Below are 20788 nucleotides of genomic sequence, written 5' to 3' on the forward strand. Positions count from 1 at the left end.
TGACGCCCAGGTGTCCGGCAGGCGACGCCAGCGCGACCGTCCGGACCTTCGAAGTTCACCCGGACGGATGCTGTCGGCGCACCGTCCGGGCTGACCTCAGGCCCAGACGGAGCATCCGAGCTCAGAGCCCGAGGAAGTTCTCCAGGCCCACCGTGAGCCCCGGGGTCGTGATGACGCCGCGCACGCCCGTCAGCACGCCCGGCATGAAGCTGACGCGCTCGAAGCTGTCGTGACGGATCGTCAGGGCCTCACCCTCGGCGCCGAACTGCACCTCCTGGTGCGCGACGCGCCCGCGCATGCGGATCGCGTGCACCGGGATGCCGTCGACGCGGGCGCCGCGCGCGCCGTCGGGGTCGGATTCCGTCGCGTCTGGCACCGGCCCCAGCCCCGCCTGCTCACGTGCCTCGGCGATGGCGCGCGCCGTGTGCGCGGCCGTGCCGGACGGCGCGTCGACCTTGTTCGGGTGGTGGATCTCGACGACCTCGACGCTCTCGTAGAACTTCGCCGCCTCGCGGGCGAACTTCATCATGAGCAGCGCGCCGATCGAGAAGTTCGGCGCGATGAGCACACCGACGCCGGGCGCCGCGTCGAGCTGCGCCCGGAGCGTCGCGAGCTTCGCGTCGTCCCACCCCGTCGTGCCGACGACGACGCTGACGCCGCGTTCGATGCAGTACGCGACGTTCGTCGGGGACGAGGCGGGCACCGTCAGCTCGATCGCGACGTCGGCACCCCCGAGGTCGCCCAGGTCGTCCCCGGCGTCGAAGCCACCCACAAACGTCATGTCGTCCGCGGCCTCGACGGCCTTGACCGCCTCGCTGCCCATGCGCCCGGCGGCACCGATGACTGCAACCTTGATCGTCTCGCTCATGGACGCGACCCTATCGACGAAGGTGCGCCACGCGCGTCAGGATCCGAATGCCGAGTGGCTGCCACGTGTCGAGACGCTTCGACTCACCGTCACCCTCGATGCGGATGTCGCTGACGACCCGCGTGTGCGGGTGCTCGAGGTCGCCGTCGCGGATCTCGCCGGTCAGCCAGCGGAAGTCGAGACCGTCGCCCGTCACCTCGACGACTGCGAGGTTGTTGTCGAACCACGGCCCGTGCGTCGTGCGCCAGCGGAACGACGGCGTGCGCACGCTCGTGCGCTCGACGACGGCGCGCAGTGGGAACGCGAGGCCCTTGCCGATCATCGCCTGCAGCGCGCGCACGTGGCGCGGCAGCGGGTTGCGGATCGGCGAGCAGACGGCCTGGAAGATGCGCGACGTCAGCTCCTCGCCGCCGTTGACCTCCGACAGGAACGAGTTGTGGATGTCGCCCGACAGGAACGTGATCGTCCTCGGCGCTCGGCCACGCTCACCACGCGCGACCTCGAACAGCATGTCGCTGACCTTGAAGAACGTGTCGCTGAACGCCGCCCAGTGCTCGAGGTCGACGGCCTGACGCAGCTTCTCCCCCAAGAACGCCGCCGGACGGCCCCACGCCCCCTCGGCCGCGGCCTCGTCGAGCGCCTCGAGCATGTGCAGGCCCTCGGGCATGAAGAACGGCAGCGAGGTGCCGATGAACAGGTGCTCGACGTCGCCGCGCAACTCGTCATCGAGCCAGCGCAGTTCGTCCGCGTCGAGCATCGCGCGGTGATCGGGACGTAGGTCGCGCGCCGCCCGCGAGTCGACGACGATGAGCTTCGACTCGCCCAGATCACGGGTGTACGAGAAGCGGTATGTCGTCGGGTCCTCATCAACCCGCTCGGCGAACGCGTCGACGGCGACGGTGATGTCGAGCTCGTCGTCCCCGGTGTGCGACGTGATGAGCTGCCACAGCTCGTCATCGGCGAGCGCCTCGGGCGAGAGGTTGCCACAGTGCTGATAGACCCAGTACGACCCGAGCGCGCCGACGATGCGCTCGTGCCACCAGGGCGTCGCGTTCATCTTCTCGTGCCACGTCTGCGACGTGTTCCAGTCGTCACGCACGTCGTGGTCGTCGAAGATCATCGCGCTCGGCAGCGTCGACAGCAGCCACCTCACTGCCGGTTCGCTGTAGGCGAGGCGGTACAGGTGCGCGTACTCGACGTAGTCCTTGAGCTCCTCGCCGGGCGGCGCGTCGAGCCCGCGGCGCGCCTCGATGTACTCCTGCATCGCCTCCGACGTCTCGTCGGCGTAGACCTGGTCGCCGAGCAGCACGACGAGGTCGGGCCACCGCTCGTCGTGAGGGTCGCGGGCGATCTCGTGCGCGACGGCGCGCAGCGAGTCGATGCCGTTCTTGCGGTTGCTCTTCGCATCGTGCGGTTCGCTCGTGCGGCAGCTGCCGAACGCCATCTTCGTGGGGCGCGAGTGCAGCAGCGTCTTGAAGAACGGGTCGGGGAACGGCGAGTCCGCCAGGGGCCACGCCTGTTCGCCGTTCACCTCGACGCGATAGCCGTACGTCTGCCCCGGCTCGAGAGCGTCCAGGATCACGAGGGCGTAGTGATGCCCGTGCGCGCCGAACGTGCGCGCGCTCCAGCGCCCACCGTCGGTGATGACGGCGACCTCCCCGGCGTCGCGGGTCTCGACCCACACCGACGCTTCGCATTCGCTCGTGTAGCGCACCATCGGCCCCAGGACGATCGGCTCGTCGCCGGCCTGCATCACCGTGTCATTCTCGTTCGCCACCATGGTCTGCTCCCCCATCATTCGCTCCCGTCCGCGCTGCTGCGATCCTCGTTCTCGGCGTTCAGGCCCCACATGCCGCTCGGGCGCATCGGGTGGCGAGTCTGCAACCAGTCGTCGTGGGCCCGCACCGCATCCTTCCATCGCACGTCGAGATCCGAGGGCTGATCGGCGAGACCGTCGCCGTCCTTGTCGAAGACCACGTCGATGGATTCGTAGTTCTTGAACCGTTGCATCTGCGCCTGCCCCGCGTACGCCTGCTGGTCGGCGAGCGTCAGGTCGACGTCGTCGGTGAACTGTGTCATGAGGGAACGCGGGTACAGATGCTTGTGCAGCACGACGTTGATCTCGGTGCCGATGACGAACGACAACGACATGAGGTAACTGGCGAGCAGCAGCGTCAGGATGCCGCCATAGGTGCCGTAGGTGCCTGTCGAACGGGCCCCGAAGATGTTCGTGAAGGTCGTGCTGTTCGCGACGAAGAACTGCCAGGCAAAACTGATGAAGAACGCGCCCGGCGCGAGACGCCCCCAGCCCTCGCCGCGCGCGTTCGTCATCTTCATGAGCAGCAGGAAGATGCCCGTGCCGAACACGACGTTGAGCAACCACGCCCAGCTCTGCAACGGCTTCCACAGCGTCGGCAGGATGCCGATGGCGATGAGCGCCGCCCCGAGGAACATGATGATGGCGCCACTGCGCACGCGCATGAGGATCGGGTTCGGGCGGCTGTTGCGCGGCACCGCCCAGCAGTGGTTGCTCGTGTGCTGGATCGCCTGCGCCACACCGAGGCCACCGTAGAGCGCCACGATCGCGCCGATGACGATGGCCGACACGCTGCCCGTCAGCGACTCGATCGACGCGGAGTGCAGCGACGGCCCGAGCACCGGGATCTGCGCGAGCACCGAGTCGAGGATCTGCTGACGCAGCCGGTCGTCACCGTCGATGACGAAGCCGAGAACCGACTGCAGCAACAGCAAGAGCGGAAAGATCGACAGGAACCCGTAGTACGTGATCAGCGCCGCGAGGTAGGCGCCCTGGTCGTCGACGAACTTGTAGATGACACCGATCGGGTAGCCCAGCGCCGGATGTCGACGCTGGAACCTGTCGGCACGCTCCACTGAGTTCACCTGCGCATCATCCCATGCGCCCCACACGGGTGAGATGACGAACCCGCCCCCGATCCGCGGGTCGCGGATCGGGGGCGGGTTCGGCGGACGAAGCAGCTCACCTCAACGGTGAGCGCGCTCCCTCACGTGAGCGGCTCAGGCGTCCTCGGACGTCGCGGACGCCGCCTGGTCGTCGTCACCGGCGTCGACGAGCTGGTCGGACGCGGCGTCACCGCGGCCCTCGGCAGCGTCGTTGCCGCGGCCACGGCCACGGCCGCCACGACGACGCTGACGCGGCTTGCGCTCGCCGTCCTCGTCGCTCGCGTGACCGGAGTCCATGTGGCCCGCAGCGTCGGCGATCTTCGCGGCGGCGTCAGCGCTGTCGGCGTCGGCGTCGGCCGGGGCGGCCGGCGTCGTCTCGGTCGGCGCCTCGGGCGCGTCGTCGGCCTTGGCCTCCTCGACGACACCGAGCGACAGCTTGCCGCGCGGGTCGATCTCCTTGAGCTCGACCTGGACCTTCTGGCCGATCTTGAGGACGTCCTCGACGGCGTCGATACGCTTGCCGCCGACGAGCTTGCGCACCTCGGAGATGTGCAGCAGGCCGTCCTTGCCCGGCAGGAGCGAGACGAACGCGCCGAACGTCGTCGTCTTGACGACGGTGCCGAGGAAGCGCTCGCCGACCTCCGGCATCTGCGGGTTCGCGATGGCGTTGACGGCGTTGCGCGCGGCCTCGGCGCTCGGGCCGTCCGTCGCACCGATGTAGACCGTGCCGTCGTCCTCGATCGACAGGTCGGCGCCGGTGTCCTCCTGGATCTGGTTGATCATCTTGCCCTTCGGGCCGATGACCTCACCGATCTTGTCAACAGGGATCTTGACGGCGAGCACGCGCGGAGCGAACGGCGACATCTCGTCGGGAGCGTCGATCGCCTCGTTCATGACGTCGAGGATGTGCAGACGCGCGTCGCGGGCCTGCGTCAGCGCGCCGGCGAGCACCTGCGCGGGGATGCCGTCGAGCTTCGTGTCGAGCTGGATGGCCGTGACGAACTCGCGCGTACCGGCGACCTTGAAGTCCATGTCGCCGAACGCGTCCTCGGCGCCGAGGATGTCGGTGAGCGCGGCGTACTGCGTCTCACCGTCGATCTCGGCGGAGACGAGACCCATCGCGATACCGGCGACGGGCGCGCGCAGCGGCACACCGGCGTTGAGCAGCGACAGCGTCGAGGCGCAGACCGAACCCATCGACGTCGAACCGTTCGAGCCGAGTGCCTCGGAGACCTGACGGATGGCGTACGGGAACTCCTCACGCGTCGGCAGCACCGGCATGAGCGCACGCTCGGCGAGCGCGCCGTGACCGATCTCGCGACGCTTCGGCGAACCGACGCGACCCGTCTCACCCGTCGAGAACGGCGGGAAGTTGTAGTGGTGCATGTAACGCTTGCGCGTCGTCGGCGACAGCGAGTCGATCTGCTGCTCCATGCGCAGCATGTTGAGCGTCGTGACGCCCATGATCTGCGTCTCGCCGCGCTCGAAGATCGCGGAACCGTGCACGCGCGGCAGCACCTCGACCTCGGCCGAGAGCGCGCGGATATCGGCGAGGCCGCGGCCGTCGATACGGACCTTGTCGCGCAGGATGCGCTCGCGCACGAGCTGCTTCTGCAGCGAGCGGAACGCGGCGGAGACCTCGGACTCGCGGCCCTCGAACGGCTTGCCCTCGCCGGCCAGCTCGGCCTTGAGCGCGTCCTTGATCTCGTCGAGCTTGCTCTCGCGCTCGGCCTTGCCCGCGATCGTCATCGCGGCGGCCGTCTGGTCGGTGCCGTCCTTCGCGACGGCCTCGTACACGTCGTCCTGGTAGTCGAGGAAGACCGGGAAGTCCTGGACCTCCTTGGCCGCCTGCTTCGCGAGCTCCATCTGGGCCTCGCACAGGACGCGGATGAACTTCTTCGCGGCCTCGAGGCCCTCGGCGACGACCTCTTCGGTCGGGGCCTGCGTGCCGTTCTTCACGAGGTTCCACGTCGACTCCGTCGACTCCGCCTCGACCATCATGATGGCGACGTCATCACCCACGATGCGGCCGGCGACGACCATGTCGAACGCCGAGCGCTCGATGTCGGAGAAGTTCGGGAACGCGACCCACTGACCGTCGATGAGGGAGACGCGGACGCCACCGATCGGGCCCGTGAACGGCAGACCGGAGATCTGCGTCGACGCGGACGCGCCGTTGATCGCGAGGACGTCGTACTGCACGTCCGGGTTCTGCGCGAGCACGGTGATGACGACCTGGACCTCGTTGCGCAGACCCTTCTTGAAGGCCGGGCGCAGCGGGCGGTCGATGAGACGGCAGGTGAGGATGGCGTCCGTCGAGGGGCGACCCTCGCGGCGGAAGAACGAGCCGGGGATCTTGCCGGCGGCGTAGCTGCGCTCCTCGACATCGACCGTCAGCGGGAAGAAGTCGAAGTGCTCCTTCGGCTGCTTGCTGGCCGTCGTCGTCGACAACAGGCACGTGTCGTCGTCGAGGTACGCCATGACGGCGCCATTGGCCTGCTTGGCCAGGCGGCCCGTCTCGAAGCGGACGGTGCGGGTGCCGAACGAGCCGTTGTCGATGACGGCTTCGGCGAACTGGATCTCGGGACCCTCCATGTGGGGCCTCCTTCTTGTTTCATCTTCGTCTCGGGACGTGCATCGTCGTTGTGCGCGGCCCGTTTCTTGCTGCTTCGAGGCGACACGGCGCGTGCCTCGAAAACACCGAGAGGCGGCCACCCTTTCAGGGATGACCGCCACTCGGCGTCAGATCATGGTGATCAATGCGATCAACGGCGCAGGCCGAGACGCTTGATCAGCGAGCGGTAACGCTCGATGTCGACCGACTCGAGGTAACGCAGCATGCGCTTGCGCTGACCGACGAGCAGGAGCAGACCACGACGGCTGTGGTGGTCGTGCTTGTGCGTGCGCGAGTGCTCCGTCAGGTCCTTGATGCGCTGCGTCAGCAGGGCGATCTGAACCTCGGGCGAGCCGGTGTCGCCTTCGGACGTGCCGTACTCGGCGATGATCTTCTTCTTCGTTTCAACGTCCAGGGGCATACCTGACTCCTTTGAACTCTCGCTGCGCGGTGCTCCCAGGCCTGTTCACTGGGGCGCTCTCGATCCGCGGCCGGTCTACGGCTTTGTTCAGGCTATCAGCGGCAGGAGGTGGCGGCCTAATCGACGAACTCGCCCCGCGCCTCGAACGCGGCCCGGCGCGATGCGCGTCGCAGCGCCGTCATCACGGGCCGGCCGACGGCCAGGACGAGGGCGACGTTCGTGATGACGCGCCCCAGATCCCAGCCCAGCGACGTGGCGAGGCTGAACGCGACGAAGTGTGCGAGGTTCGTCGCAAGCGGCGCCCCGGGGACGGGGCTGATGCCGGGGTCGCCGCTCGTCGAGAACGGCCAGAACCACATGTTGAGGACGAAGCCGTACGCAAGTGACGCGAACGCCGTGTAGCCGCACAGCAGCGAGAGCTCGGCGGGCCAACGCAGCCCGCGCCGCCACGGCAGCAGGCCGGCACCGAGCGCGACCCAGCTCGCACCGAGCATCTGGTAAGGCAGCCACGGGCCGATGCCGGCCGTCAGGATCGCCGAGGCGAACATGCTCGTCGCGCCGAGCGCGAAACCGAACCCCGCGCCCGCCTCAGGCGCCCCGATGTGCGATGGCATCCCACACAGCGCGCCCGATGGGTGCCGCCACGCGTCCGCCCTCGCCGCCCTGGTCGACGCGCACGACGACGACGTAGCGGTGCCCCGCGACCGGCTCGGGCATGTAGGAGGCGAACCACGCGGTCGCCTGCTTGCCGTACACCTCGGCGGTGCCGGTCTTGCCACTGATCGGGAAGCGCGCGAGGTCGAACCCGGCGAAGGCGTCCGACGCCGTCCCCGAGCGCAGGACGCGGGCGAGACCGTCGCGCTCGACGGCCAGCATCGCGGGGTCGAGGTGCAGGCTCGTGGTCTCCGTCTGCGCGGACGTCGCGTTGGGCACGAGCGTCGGCGTCACGCGTGTGCCGCCCGTCGCCACCGCGGCGTACGTCGCCGCCATCTGCAGTGGCGTTGCGCTGACGTCGCCCTGACCGATCGCGAGGTTGACCGCGTCACCGGCGCGCAGCACGTACCCGCTCGTGCAGTTCTCCTGCGCCACCTGCTTGAGGTAAGCCGCCCGCGCCTTGTCCGTGACCTCGGGGTAGCCGCGCTTCGCACGATCGCAGCTCTGGGCGCGCGTCGCCTCCCAGTCGCGTCGCTTCTGCGCCCGGTCGGTGACGGCGCCGCTCGCCTCGCCGGGCAGGTCGACGCCGGTGCGGGCACCGAAGCCGAACGTGCGGGCGGCTGCGGCGAACGCGTCGGGTGCGTCGGGTGCGTCGACGGAGGCTTTCGCCCCGCCTGCGTCGAGCCAGCTGCGGTAGGCCCAGCGGTAGAAGACGGTGTCGCAGGAAACCTCGAGGGCCGTCGGGATGTCGATGCGACCGTGCGCCTCCGACTCGAAGTTGGTGAACGTGCGGTTGCCGATGCGCAGCGAACTCGGGCAGTCGTACGTCCCCTTCGGGTCGACACCAGCCGCGGCCGCCCCGAACAGCGACACCGCCTTGAACGTCGACGCCGGCGGCCCTGCCACCGTCACCGCACGGTTCGAGAGCGGGTCGGAGCCGCCGCGCGTCAACGTGTCCCACTCGGCCTGGGTGATGCCGCCGTTCCAGACGCTCGGGTCGTAGGTGGGCTGGTTCGTCAGCGCCGCCACCTGACCCGAATCGGCATCCATGACGACGACGGAACCCGAATCGGCCTTCGACCCGCCCTTGCGGGCTGCGGCGATGCCCTTCGCGAGCGCGTCGGCCGCGGACTTCTGCAGCCCGGGGTCGAGGCTCGTGCGCACATCGGCGCCGTTCGTCGGCGCCTCGTTCGCCACGACGCGCTCGGCCTCCCCCGTCGGCGTGATGCTCACGACGCGGCGTCCGTCGCGGCCGCGCAGTTGCGTGTCGTACTGCTGCTCCAGGCCCGCGCGCCCGAGCAGCGCCGTCGTCGCGGGAGCTTCGCGGCCGGCCTCGCGCGCGGCGGTGACGTCGTCCGCCGTCGTCGTCGTGAGGTAGCCGAGCACCTGCGCGAGCGAGCTGCCGCTCGGGCCGTACGTGCGTGTGGGGCGGGTCGTCGCCGCGACGCCCGGGTAGCGCTCCGGCTGTTCGAGGATGCCGCTGACGGCCTCCGTCGGGACGTCCGAGGCGATCGGCACGGGCTCGAACTGCTGGCCGGAAAAACACACCGGTGCCGGCGCGGCGCCCTTCGTGCCGCAGGTCGCGGTGCGCCGTTCGAGGTCGGCGACGGGGCGGTCGATGGCGTGCGCGACGCGGCTCAGGATGCGATGAGCGTTCTCCGGACGGCGCAGTTGGTCGGGCGTGATCGTCAGCGTCGTCGTGGAGCCGTTGCCGACGAGCACACTGCCGTCCGCGGCAAGGATGCGTCCGCGCACGGCGGGGACGACGACGGCCCGCGTCGTCATCGCATCGGCGGCCGCGCGGCTCGCCCGAGCGTCGACGAGCTGCAGCTGGGCCAGGCGTCCGACGAGCACGATCGCGGCGACGAACGTCAGGACGAGGTAGATCGCGAGGCGCCGTTGGGCCGCCGAGGTGCCACCCGTACCTCGCCGAGAACCGATGCGTTCCGGCAGGAGAAACGGCCCCAGCGTGGCGCGTCGGCCACCCGCGGCACGCGAACCGGTTCGTGGCCGGCTGGCCTGACGGCGGCGCCCGGGCACGGCATGGCCACGAGAGGCACGTCGCCCCGGCCTCGAGCCGACGCGACGACGGAGCCGCGCGAGCCGCCTCATGCCCGGCCTCGCGCTCGTTCACGAGCCGCCCAGCGGTTCCAGCGCCCGACGACGGCGAGGCCGATGACGCCGCCGACGACCACACGCACGAGCAGCGGCAGGACGGCGACGCCGACGCGGCCGCTCTGTGCCGCGGCGAGCGCGACGAGCGTCAGGTCGTGCACGAGGACGGCGAGAGCGGCGAGCGCCGCAGCCGACCAGGCACTCACCGTCGCGGCCACCCGCAGGCGTCGCAGGACGAGCACGGTGGCGATGATCGCCGCCGCATGCGCGACGATGTCGACGCCGCCGGGCGGCAGCACGACGGAGAGCACGAGCCCGGCGAGCAGCCAGCCGAGCGCGGCGAGCGCCCCCGCGTCGAGCACGACACTCACCGCGAGCGGCGCGCCCAGCCACGCCACCCATTGGCCCAGGTGCGGGGGCAGCAGGGCGGCGACGACGCCCGCGCCGAGCGTCCACAGAGCCCGCGTCGCGGCGAGCGCGGACGGGCGCGCGAGGATCGTCGCGGGCTCGCGCAGCGGTTCGGGCGCGAAGAGGACGCGCTGTTCGGCGCTCGTCATCGCGACGCCCGCGGGCGCAGCACGCCGACGACGTCGAGGCTGCTGGGGTCGACGGCGGGGCGGACGGTGGCGCTGCGCTCCAGGCGGCCACGGTCGGGGTCGATCGAGGTGACCGTCCCGATGGGCAACCCCGCCGGGTACGGCCGGCCCTGGGGGCTGCCGGCGGTGACGACGCGGGCTCCCTTCGTCGCCGAACCGCCCGCCGCGAGAACGAGACTGACGGATCCCTCGGCGCGCGCGGCCACCCCGTCGGGCGCCGCTCCGCTGACGCGGGCCAGCGTGCCGCCCGGTTCGAGGCGCGCTCCGACGACGCTCGCCGGGTCAGTGATGAGCGTGACCGTCGCGGCGTGCTCGTCGACCGCCGTGACCCGTCCGACGAGCCCGCCGGCCGCGACGACGGCCTGCGCCGTCTCGAGCCCGGCGTCCCGGCCCGCGTCGATCTGGACGCGCCGGGCGTCACCGGCCGCCGTCGCGGGCGTGAACGCGACGACGCGCGCTGTCACGACGTCGCGTCCCGACGCGGCGAACGAGCGCGACAGCTTCGAAGCCTCGTCGACGACACGGTCGGCGTCGCCGACGGCAGCCGCTCGCGCTTCGGCGCGGATGCGCGCTTCTTTCGCCTCGCGCAACGCGTCGTCGCGGGGGGTCACCCAGCCGGCGATCGCACCGAGCGCACCCGACGTCAAGTGTTGACCCCGTGCGCGCAGCCCGGGTGAGGCGGTGAGGGCGAGCAGCAGGACGGCGAGGACGGTCACCGCGGCGAGTCGGCCGCGGCGGTGCGGGTCGCGTCGCGGCGGGGCAGCACCGATGTCACCCGGCGTCCGCCGAACCGATCGCCCCCCGCGCCCGGATCTCGCCGTCGGTGACGACGTCGACCCTGTTCGCGCCCGGCGCGGGTTCTTCACCGCGTCACGGGCATGAGCAGCCCACGCATGAGGTCGTAGTTCTCGACGCACGTACCGGCGCCGAGGACGACGGCGTTCGCCGGGTTGGCGGCGACGCGGACGGGAACGGCGAGTTCGTGGTGCAGGCGCACGTCGAGCCCGCGCAGCTGCGCTCCCCCGCCGGTCAGCACGATGCCGGTGTCGAGGATGTCGCCGGCCAGCTCCGGCGGGCATGCGTCGAGGGTGGCGCGGACGGTGTCGCAGATCGCGAGCAGGGTCGGTTCCAGCGCGCGCCGGATCTCGACGCTCGTCACGGTGACGCTGCGCGGCAGCCCACCGATGAGGTCGCGTCCGCGCACCTCGCACGTCAGTTCCTCGGTGAGCGGGAAGGCGCTGCCGACGTCGAGCTTGATGCGTTCGGCGGTGCGTTCGCCGAGCAGCAGCGCGTATTCGTTCTTCAGGTGGGCTGCGATCGCGTCGTCGAGTTCGTGGCCGCCGAGGCGGACGGAGCGTGAGCGCACGACCCCGCCGAGGCTCGTGACGGCGACGTCGCTCGTGCCGCCGCCGATGTCGACGACCATCGACGCCTGCGTGGCCTGCACGTTGAGCCCGGCGCCGACTGCGGCGGCGACGGCTTCTTCGATGACGTCGACGTGGCGCGCGCCGGCGCGCATCGCGGCGTCCTCGAGGGCGCGGCGTTCGACGCCGGTCACCTCCGCGGGGACGCAGACGACGACGCGTGGGCGGATGAGGCGGGAGGGTCGCGAGCGGGCGATGAAGTAGCGCAGCATGCGCTCGGCGGCGTCGGCGTCGCTGATGACGCCGCCGACGAGGGGGCGGACGACGGAGACGCGCCCGGGGGCTCGTCCGAGCATCTCCTTGGCGTCGTGGCCGGCGGCGAGCAGGTCGCCGGTCGCCGCGTCGAGGGCGACGACGCTGGGTTCGTCGACGACGATGCCCTGCCCGCTCTCGTAGACGAGCGTGTGCGCCGTCCCGAGGTCGATCGCGAGATCACGCGAGGGGGTCTTCAGTCGTCCGAGCACCGGGTGAGTATTTCAAAGTTGTCTGGGTGCCGCCGTTCGCCGAGCTAGGGGCGGACGCAAATTCGCTGGCCGAGCGCCGCGCCGGCACGGCACGGCACGATGACCGTGGCGCCGCCTGCGCCCAGCTCACGCCCGGCCTCAGCCCGCATGCGTCGGCGCGAAGGGAAGCGGATTCCCGGGCGGATCATCTCTCGCATCATGCGACTGACGCGTCGTGCGACTGGGGCGTTCTCGACGCGCGAAAGCGATTGACATGACCCGAGATGCCGATTTCAAGAAGCTCGTGCGCGCCCGGATGGCCGCGTCTGACGCGACCTACCTGCAGGCACGCACCGAACTGATGCAGACGCAGCCTGCGATCGAACAGCCTCCGACCGACCGGGCGGCGTCCCCCATCCCGAACGGCGCGCCGAGCCCTCTCGCCCAGGACCCCATCATCCCGACGGCTCTGGGGAACTCGGTTCGTCAGTTCTTCGACGACAGCCGCCTGCGCACCATCCCCACGAAGCGAACGAAGCGCATGGCGGTGCTCCTCGTTCTCGTCACGCGTTTCGAACCGCGTCGAACGTACCCGGAGGCCGAGGTGTCGCGGATGCTGGCTGAGGTCCACGAGGACCCTGCGTATCTGCGCCGCGAGCTCGTCAACGTCGGTTGTCTCCGGCGCGAAGCGGGTGAGTCCACGTTGGCACCTGCGCCGCCGGCCCGCGACGCGCGGTGGACCCAGGAGTTTCCTCGCGAGGAGGCCGACGTGTTCGCGGCGCTGTGGCAGCGCACGCCGCAGCGGTGACGCCCGGCGTGGCACTTCGACGGGACGCGTGACGCGGCGGTCGTCTTGAGGCGTCCCCGTCCCAACGCGACGCATTGCGGTGCAGCTCGGCCCATTGTCGCTCGTCCCGGTGCCGTGGCGGGTTGGCCGACGGTGACCGTACGATGGGGGCATGACCCCGGACGCTGCTCGCGCGCTGCTGGTCGAGAAACGTCGGGAGACGGTGGCTCGCCTGCGGGGGTTGGATGAGAGTTGGGCCGACATCGTCGAGTCGGCGCGCGATGCGAACATCGACGACGAGCACGACCCGGAGGGTTCGACGGTCGCCGTCGCCCGGGCGCAGGTCTCGTCGCTGGCTGACGAGGGACGTGGCCAACTCGCCGCGATCGACGCTGCGATCGCACGCGTCGATACGGGAACGTTCGGTGTGTGCGAACGCTGCGGCGCGACGATTCCGGACGCTCGTCTCGAGGCTCGCCCGACAGCCACCCGCTGCGTCACGTGCGCGGCAGCGCGCTGAGCCCCACCCCCTGCCCACTGCTGTCCGGGTGAGCCCGATGTGCAGTCAACGCCTCACCGCACACCGATCCTCGCTCGGTGGCATGCGCATCCGATCAGCGCCTCACCGGAATCGACCCTCGATCTACGCGAACGCGGACCCGGGATGACGGACGCCGCCCCGGCCGGATACCGAGCGTGCGAGGTGAGCGGTCGAGGCGGCGTCCGTCATCCCGCCCGAAGCTGTGTCGCTCACCGGAAGACACAGCGAGGGAAGGTCAGAACCAGATCGCGATCTCGCGTTCGGCGGATTCGGTGGAGTCGGAACCGTGGACGATGTTCTGCTGCACCTTGAGGCCCCAGTCGCGGCCGAGGTCGCCGCGGATGGATCCGGGGGCCGCTTCGGTGGGGTTGGTGGCGCCGGCGAGGGAGCGGAAGCCCTTGATGCAGTCGTTGCCTTCGATGACGGCGACGACGATGGGGCCGGAGCTCATGAATTCGACGAGCGGTTCGTAGAAGGGCTTGCCTTCGTGTTCGGCGTAGTGCGCATCGAGCTGGTCGCGAGTCGCCTCCGTCACCTGCAGCTTGGCGATCGTGTAGCCCTTCGCTTCGATGCGGCGCAGCACCTCGCCGGTGAGGCCGCGGCGGTAGCCGTCGGGCTTGATGATGACGAGGGAGCGTTCGAGCTGTGCGGTCATGGTGTCCTCCAGGCAGAGAGTGCGGATCTGCCCCCAACCTATCGAAGGTCGGGGGCAGATCATGAATGCCGTTCGTCGCGGCGGGCGCGTGGATCGCTCAGTTGACGGCGGCGTCGATCGTGCCGGTCGCGAGCAGCCCGAAGACGACGAGTGCGAGCGCGATGCGGTAGATGACGAACGGGCGGAAGTTGTGCGTCGAGATGTATCGCATGAACCAGGAGATGACGGCGTAGCCGACACCGAACGCGAGCAGTGTCGCGATGGCGATCATGCCCCAACTGCCGGAGTCGTGATCCTTGCCCTTGCTGATGACGTCCATGAGTTCGAGCAGACCGGACGACAGCACGGCCGGGATGGCGAGCAGGAACGAGTAGCGCGCCGCGGCCGGGCGGGAGTAGCCCATGAACAGACCACCGGCGACGGTGCCGCCCGAGCGCGAGACGCCGGGGATGAGGGCGAGCGCCTGGAAGAAGCCGTACTTGACGCCGTCGGCCCACGTCAGCTCGTCCAGGCCCTTCTCGTGATGGCCTTCCTCGACGCGCTTGTCGGAGACGACATCGGCCAGCATGATGACGAGCGCGAAGACGAGCAGCATCGTCGCGGTGATCCACAGGTTGCGCAGCGTGCCCTCGATGGCGCTCTTGAACAGGATGCCCAGGATGCCGATCGGCAGGGTGCCGATGATGACGAGCCAGCCCATCCGCGCGTCGGGGTCGTCCTTCGCGACGTGGCCGCGCAGCGAGCCGAACCACGCCTTGATGATGCGGACGATGTCCTTCCAGAAGTACACGAGGACGGCCGTCTCCGTGCCGAGCTGGTTGATGGCGGTGAACGCGGCGCCGCCGCCGTCGTTGTCGAAGAACACGCGACCGACGAGCAGTTGGTGCGCCGACGACGAGATCGGCAGGAACTCGGTGAGCCCTTGCACGATGCCGAGGACGACGGCCTCGAGCCAGTTCATGAATACTCCCTCATGAAGTTACGGGTGAGCTCGTCCATCTTGTCGCCCTGTACGAGCGCGGTGATCCACAGCGCGAGGAAGATGAGTCCGACGACGAGCATGGACGGGACGATGAACGCGGTGAGCAGCGTCGCTGCCTGCAGCACCCATCCCAGCGGAATGCCGAGCGGTTTGCGCATCGACGCGCTGGAATACAGGCAGAGCACAGCCAGCGCAATGCCGACCCAGAGCAACGTCGTCGCGTTGCCGCCACCGTCGGGGTGTCGGGAGTGGTCGAGGCCCCACGCGACGAGCGCGAAGAAGAACAGGACGAACGCCTGGCAGCCGATGACGGCGCCCGCGAGCTGTCGCGTCTTTTTCTCGCCGACGCCGGTGAAGCGGAGGCGACGGATCCATTCGGCGATCATGACGACGTCACCCCCAGCAGCATGCGCACGTCCGCGGCCGTGACGACGGAGCCCGTCGCGAGGACGCCACCTCCGACGCCTTCGTCGTCGGCGAGGGCCGCCGCGCGGTCGAGGGCGTCCGGCAGGCTGTCGACGACGGTGACGCGATCGTCGCCGTACAGTTCGGCGGCGAGCTGGCCGAGTTCGCGCGGATCCATCGAGCGCGGCGACGTGTTGCGCGTGACGACGACGTGGTCGAGCGTCGGTTCGAGCGCGAGCAGCAGCTCTTCGGCATCCTTGTCGGCGAGCACGGCGACGAGCCCGACGAGGCGGTTGAACTGGAAGGAATCCGCGAGCGCCTCACGCAGTGCCTGCGCGCCGGCCGGGTTGTGGGCGGCGTCGACGAGGACGGTCGGCGAGCGCCGCACCACTTCGAGTCGCCCGGGCGAGGTGACGGCGTCGAGAGCGGCGCGCAGCACGCCGTCGTCGATCTTCGTCTCTCCTCCCCCGAGGAACGCCTCGACGGCGGCGATCGCCGTCGCGGCGTTGTGTGCCTGGTGCGCGCCGAACAGTGGCAGGAAGAGGTCGTCGTACTCGCCGGCGAGGCCCTTGACGGAGATCATCTGCCCGCCGACGGCCGCCTCGCGCGCGGTGACGGCGTACGCGTCGCGCTCGCGCAGCATCGTCGCGTCGACCTCGAGGCACTGTTCGCGCAGGATCTCGTCGACCTCGGGCACCTGCGCGGCGACGACGGCGAACGCGCCGGGCTTGATGATGCCCTTCTTCTCGTGCGCGATGTCCTCGACCGTGTCACCGAGCAGCCGCTGGTGATCGAGCGCCACGGGCGTGACGACGCTGACGACGCCGTCGGCGACGTTCGTCGCGTCCCACGCGCCGCCGAGGCCGACCTCGACGATTGCGACGTCGACGGGCGCGTCCGCGAACACGGCGTAGGCGAGGACGACGATGACCTCGAAGTACGTCATCCGCACGCCGCCGTTGCTCGTGCTCTCGTGGTCGACCATCGCGATGAACGGATCGATGTCGTCCCACACGCGCACGAGTCGTTCGACGTCGACGGGTTCGCCGTCGAGGCTGATGCGCTCACGGAAGTCGTGCAGGTGCGGTGAGGTGAACCGCCCTGTCTTCAAACCGTGTTCGCGCACGAGCCGCTCGACGATGCGGGTCGTCGACGTCTTGCCGTTCGTGCCCGTGAGGTGGATCATCGGGAAGCTTGTCTGCGGGTCGCCGAGCAGTTCCATCGCGCGACGCACACGTTCGAGGGACGGTTCGGGGTTGTTCTCCGGGGTGCGCGCGAGGATCTCGTCCTCGATCTCGCGCGCCCGCAGCCGCAGCGCTGCAGCTTCCTCGGCCTCGCGAGCGGCGGCCCGGGGGTCGCCGCTGCGCTGGGCCTTCTTGCTCACGAGGTTGTCGCCGACGATGCCCGTCGTCAGGGCGCGCTCCGTGGGGTCGGCGGCGTCGCCCGTCTCACCACCCGGGCCGGCCGAGCCGTCACCGATGACGTGCTCGGCGACGTACTCGTCGAGATCCATCTCCTCGTTCGCGTGTCCGAACGATTCGCCCTGGATGCCGAATGTCGCGTACCCGTCGCGCGGGCTCTCACCCTCGACGAGGTGTTCGTTGACGTCGGCGCCGTCGAATCCGTCGCCGTCGTAGTCGTTCTCGTCGCGCGGACGCTGGTCGCTCATTTGTTCTCCACCTTCTTCACGACGATACGCACCTGCTGCTTGTCGCCGACCTCGGCGCTCGTGCCGACGCCGTCGGGCAGCTGGTGCGCCGCGCCCGCCGAACCGAACTGCACCGCGAGCGTCTCACGCATGATGAGGTCCTGGTGCGCGACGGTCGCCGCCCACACCTCGTCGTCACCGGTGATGGTGAGCGAGATACGGTCGGAGATGTCGAGACCGGCGTCGCGCCGGGCCTGCTGGACGGCGCGCACGATGTCGCGCGCGAGGCCCTCGGCGGCGAGCTCCGGCGTCACCTGCGTGTTGAGGACGACGAAGCCACCACCGGGCAGCATCCCGGCGGCTGTGTCGGCGCCGGCCTTCTCGGTGTCGACGACCATGTCTACCGTGTACTCGCCTTGCTCGAGCGCGAGCCCACCGGCGGTGACGACGCCGTCGGCGCCCAGCGACCAGTCACCGGACTTGCTGCCCTTGATGGCCTGCTGCACGTTCTTGCCGAGCCGAGGGCCGGCCGCGCGAGCGTTGACGGTGAGGCGCCGGCTGACGCCGAGCGCATCCGCGTCGACGTTCGCCGAGTCGGCGAGCACGACGTTCTTGACGTTGACCTCGTCGGAGATCAGATCGGCGAACTGCTCCAGCGGGTGCGGGTTCTCGCCGACGAACGTCACCGACTCCAGCGGCAGGCGCACGCGCAGCTTCTCGGCCTTTCGGATGGCGAGCGTCGCGGAGCACACCTCACGGGCGCGGTCCATCGCCGTGACGAGGTCGGCGTCGGCGGGCAGGTCGTCGGCGACGGGGAAGTCGGTGAGGTGCACCGAGCGTCCGCCCGTCAGGCCGCGCCAGATCTGCTCGGTCTCGAACGGCAGCAGCGGCGCCGCGGCGCGCGTCACGACCTCGAGCGCGGTGTAGAGCGTGTCGAACGCCTCGTTGCTCGACGCCTCGTGCTCGGTGCCCGTGCTCGCGGACGATCCGGTGCCCCAGAAACGCTCGCGGCTGCGACGGATGTACCAGTTCGTCAGCACGTCGAGGAAGCTGCGGACGCTGTCGCACGCCCCCGCGATGTCGTATGCGTCCATCTGCGTCTGCACCTGCGCGACGAAGTCGTGCAGCTTGGCGAGCAGGTAACGGTCTAGCACGTCGTTCGACGCCGTCGACCACTGCGCGTCGTAACCCTCACCACCGTTTGCGGCGTTCGCGTAGAGCGCGAAGAACGAGTACGCGTTCCACAGCGGCATCATGACCTGACGCACGCCGTCACGGATGCCCTGTTCGGTGACGGACAGGTTGCCGCCGCGCAGGATCGGGCTCGACATGAGGAACCAGCGCATCGCGTCGGCGCCGTCACGGTCGAACACCTCGGACACGTCCGGGTAGTTGCGCAGCGACTTGCTCATCTTCTGCCCGTCGCTGCCGAGCACGATGCCGTGGCAGATGACGGAGGAGAACGCGGGCTTGTCGAACAGCGCCGTCGCGAGGATGTGCAGCGTGTAGAACCAGCCGCGCGTCTGACCGATGTACTCGACGATGAAGTCGGCCGGGAAGTGGTTCTCGAACCACGCCTCGTTCTCCATCGGGTAGTGAACCTGCGCGTAGCTCATCGAGCCCGAGTCGAACCAGACGTCGAGGACGTCGTCGACCCGACGCATCGTCGACTTCCCCGACGGGTCGTCGGGGTTCGGGCGCGTCAACTCGTCGACGAACGGACGGTGCAGGTCGACCTCGCCGTCAGCATTGCGGGGCAAGGCGCCGAAGTCACGTTCGATCTCGTCGAACGAACCGTAGACGTCGAGGCGCGGGAACTCGGGACTGTCCGACTTCCAGACGGGAACGGGGCTGCCCCAGAAGCGGTTTCGGGTGATCGACCAGTCGCGCGCGTTCTCGAGCCATTTGCCGAACTGGCCGTGCTTGACGTTGCCCGGCACCCAGTCGATCTCCTCGTTGAGCGCGAGCATGCGCTCCTTGATCGCCGTCACCTCGACGAACCAGGAGCTCACCGCCATGTAGATGAGCGGCTGACGGCAGCGCCAGCAGTGCGGGTAGGAGTGGTCGTAGCTCTCGCGGCGCACGAGGACGGTGCCGTCGCTGGCGTGCCCGGCGTTCGCAATGTCGCCCTTCGTCGCCGCTTTGAGGTGGTCGATGACGTGCGGGTTCGCGTCGAACACCTGCATGCCCTCGTAGTCGCTCACCGGGTAGGTGAACCGGCCGTCGGGGCCGACGGGCGCGACGACGGGGATGCCGGCCGCGTCGGTCGCGGCCTTGTCCTCCTCACCGAACGCGGGAGCCATGTGGACGAGGCCCGTACCGTCGTCGGTCGTGACGTAGTCGGCCGACAGGATGCGCCACGCCTTGCCCACGACGCGCTCGTCGTCGAGGAAGTACGTGAACGGCGCGGTGTAGGTGAGGCCGACGAGCTCGGAGCCCTTCATGCGACGCACGACCTTCGCGGCAAGCGCGTCGGCGTCGAGCTTCTCGCCGAACAGGTCCTTGCTGTAGGCCGCGAGGCGCGCCTCGGCGATGACGTACTTCTCGTCGCTGCCGGTCGGGCCGGAGGCCTCGACGACGACGTAGTCGATGTCCGGGCCGACGGAGACGGCGAGGTTGCTCGGAAGCGTCCACGGCGTCGTCGTCCAGATGAGGGCCTTCTCCCCCGTCTCGAGCGTGAAACCGACCGTCACCGCCGGGTCCTGACGGTTCTTGTAGACGTCCTCGTCCATGCGCAGCTCGTGGTTGGACAGCGGCGTCTCGTCGTTCCAGCAGTACGGTAGCACGCGCAGGCCCTCGTAGATGAGGCCCTTGTCGTAGAGCGACTTGAACGCCCAGATGACCGACTCCATGTAGCCCGAGTTGTACGTGCGGTAGCCGCGCTCGAAGTCGACCCAGCGGCCCATGCGGGTGACGTAGTCCTCCCAGTCGGAGGCGTATTTCATGACGCTCTTCTTCGCGGCGTCGTTGAACTTCTCGATCCCCATGTCGAGGATGTCGTCCTTGGTCTTGAGGCCGAGCTGGCGCATCGCCTCGAGCTCGGCGGGCAGGCCGTGCGTGTCCCAGCCGAAGACGCGGTCGACGCGCTTTCCGCGCATCGTCATGTACCGCGGGACGAGGTCCTTGACGTAACCCGTCAGCAGGTGGCCGTAGTGCGGCAGGCCGTTCGCGAAGGGCGGGCCGTCGTAGAAGACGAACTCGTTGTCGCCGTTCTCGCCGGCGTCGCGCTGCTCGATCGAGGCCTGGAACGTGTCGTCGCGCCGCCAGTAGTCGAGGACGGCCTTCTCGATGGACGGGAAGTTCGGGCTGCTCGGCACGCCCTTGGGGATGCCGAACGCCTCGCCGGTGCCGGGGGTCGTGGCGGCCGCTCCCGCTGCGTCATCGGGGGTCGCTGCCGCGTGCTCTCGCGTGAGGTCGACCTTGGGGTAGGTCATGGTGGCATCCTTTGCGCGTCAGATCGTCGAGCAAGGACGACGTCGCCGGCGTGTGCCGGGTGGCCGCGGTACCACCTTGCTTGCCATCTCGAACCCGCGCTCTCGCCCGGTGGCGGGCGCACGAGGAGCGATATGACCGCTTCATGCCGGCTGTGACGGGCCACTCCCGCCCGGTTCTACTGGGGTGCGCTCGCGGTGTGCGCAACCTGTTCTTCCGGGGACTCGCCGCTGATGACGGCTCGAACGTCGTTGCCACCATGCTACCCGCCGTGGCGGAGT

The 20788-nt window shown here is 69.6% G+C and carries 17 protein-coding genes; 2 read left to right on the top strand and 15 right to left on the bottom strand.

The window, feature by feature from the left end; genetic code table 11:
- Window positions 1-121: 121 nt before the first annotated feature.
- From dapB to NQ706_RS01105, 10 genes are all read right to left on the bottom strand, one after another.
- Complete coding sequence (dapB, locus tag NQ706_RS01060; protein ID WP_038567606.1) at window positions 122-868, bottom strand: 4-hydroxy-tetrahydrodipicolinate reductase; 747 nt, start codon at window positions 866-868, stop codon at window positions 122-124.
- A gap of 10 nt (window positions 869-878) precedes the next feature.
- Complete coding sequence (locus NQ706_RS01065; RefSeq protein ID WP_288756465.1) at window positions 879-2648, bottom strand: alkaline phosphatase D family protein; 1770 nt, start codon at window positions 2646-2648, stop codon at window positions 879-881.
- A gap of 14 nt (window positions 2649-2662) precedes the next feature.
- Entirely contained in the window at window positions 2663-3769 is a 1107-nt protein-coding gene (locus tag NQ706_RS01070; RefSeq protein ID WP_038567591.1) for a YihY/virulence factor BrkB family protein, read from the bottom strand.
- 135 nt (window positions 3770-3904) lie between these two features.
- Entirely contained in the window at window positions 3905-6385 is a 2481-nt protein-coding gene (locus NQ706_RS01075; RefSeq protein WP_038567588.1) for a polyribonucleotide nucleotidyltransferase, read from the bottom strand.
- 170 nt (window positions 6386-6555) lie between these two features.
- The gene (gene rpsO / locus NQ706_RS01080) at window positions 6556-6825 is read right to left on the bottom strand and encodes a 30S ribosomal protein S15 (protein ID WP_006946370.1); all 270 of its coding nucleotides are present in this window, start codon (window positions 6823-6825) and stop codon (window positions 6556-6558) included.
- Window positions 6826-6941: 116 nt separating this feature from the next.
- Window positions 6942-7439, bottom strand: a complete 498-nt coding sequence (locus tag NQ706_RS01085) for a hypothetical protein (RefSeq protein WP_051805765.1) — start codon at window positions 7437-7439, stop codon at window positions 6942-6944.
- Window positions 7414-9519: a penicillin-binding protein 2 gene (locus tag NQ706_RS01090; RefSeq protein ID WP_051805763.1), complete on the bottom strand. Its 2106-nt coding sequence runs from the start codon at window positions 9517-9519 to the stop codon at window positions 7414-7416. The genes NQ706_RS01085 and NQ706_RS01090 overlap by 26 nt, the downstream gene beginning before the upstream one ends.
- Before the next feature lie 68 nt (window positions 9520-9587).
- Complete coding sequence (locus NQ706_RS01095; RefSeq protein ID WP_038567584.1) at window positions 9588-10151, bottom strand: hypothetical protein; 564 nt, start codon at window positions 10149-10151, stop codon at window positions 9588-9590.
- Window positions 10148-10906, bottom strand: coding sequence for a rod shape-determining protein MreC (gene mreC / locus NQ706_RS01100; RefSeq protein WP_051805761.1), 759 nt, complete (start codon window positions 10904-10906; stop codon window positions 10148-10150). The genes NQ706_RS01095 and mreC overlap by 4 nt, the downstream gene beginning before the upstream one ends.
- Before the next feature lie 146 nt (window positions 10907-11052).
- Entirely contained in the window at window positions 11053-12078 is a 1026-nt protein-coding gene (locus NQ706_RS01105; protein WP_038567581.1) for a rod shape-determining protein, read from the bottom strand.
- 253 nt (window positions 12079-12331) lie between these two features.
- Here NQ706_RS01105 and NQ706_RS01110 point away from each other — a divergent pair, with 253 nt between their 5' ends.
- On the top strand, window positions 12332-12865 hold the full coding sequence (locus NQ706_RS01110; RefSeq protein WP_200874245.1) for a DUF2087 domain-containing protein: 534 nt from the start codon (window positions 12332-12334) through the stop codon (window positions 12863-12865).
- Window positions 12866-13016: 151 nt separating this feature from the next.
- Entirely contained in the window at window positions 13017-13364 is a 348-nt protein-coding gene (locus tag NQ706_RS01115) for a TraR/DksA family transcriptional regulator (protein WP_038567579.1), read from the top strand.
- A 256-nt stretch (window positions 13365-13620) separates the two neighbouring features.
- Here the strand turns inward: NQ706_RS01115 and ndk are convergent, their stop codons facing one another.
- From ndk to ileS, 5 genes are all read right to left on the bottom strand, one after another.
- Entirely contained in the window at window positions 13621-14040 is a 420-nt protein-coding gene (gene ndk, locus NQ706_RS01120; RefSeq protein ID WP_038567576.1) for a nucleoside-diphosphate kinase, read from the bottom strand.
- A gap of 97 nt (window positions 14041-14137) precedes the next feature.
- Entirely contained in the window at window positions 14138-15001 is an 864-nt protein-coding gene (locus NQ706_RS01125; protein ID WP_006944409.1) for an undecaprenyl-diphosphate phosphatase, read from the bottom strand.
- The gene (locus NQ706_RS01130) at window positions 14998-15408 is read right to left on the bottom strand and encodes a DUF4233 domain-containing protein (RefSeq protein WP_051805758.1); all 411 of its coding nucleotides are present in this window, start codon (window positions 15406-15408) and stop codon (window positions 14998-15000) included. The genes NQ706_RS01125 and NQ706_RS01130 overlap by 4 nt, the downstream gene beginning before the upstream one ends.
- Window positions 15405-17096, bottom strand: a complete 1692-nt coding sequence (locus tag NQ706_RS01135; RefSeq protein ID WP_081873618.1) for a folylpolyglutamate synthase/dihydrofolate synthase family protein — start codon at window positions 17094-17096, stop codon at window positions 15405-15407. Before NQ706_RS01135 ends, NQ706_RS01130 begins: the two co-directional genes overlap by 4 nt.
- Window positions 17093-20509: an isoleucine--tRNA ligase gene (ileS, locus tag NQ706_RS01140; RefSeq protein WP_404360215.1), complete on the bottom strand. Its 3417-nt coding sequence runs from the start codon at window positions 20507-20509 to the stop codon at window positions 17093-17095. The genes NQ706_RS01135 and ileS overlap by 4 nt, the downstream gene beginning before the upstream one ends.
- Between the last annotated feature and the right edge of the window lie 279 nt (window positions 20510-20788).

Source organism: Dermacoccus sp. BD5 (genome assembly GCF_044878485.1).
Taxonomy (GTDB): Bacteria; Actinomycetota; Actinomycetes; order Actinomycetales; family Dermatophilaceae; genus Dermacoccus; species Dermacoccus nishinomiyaensis.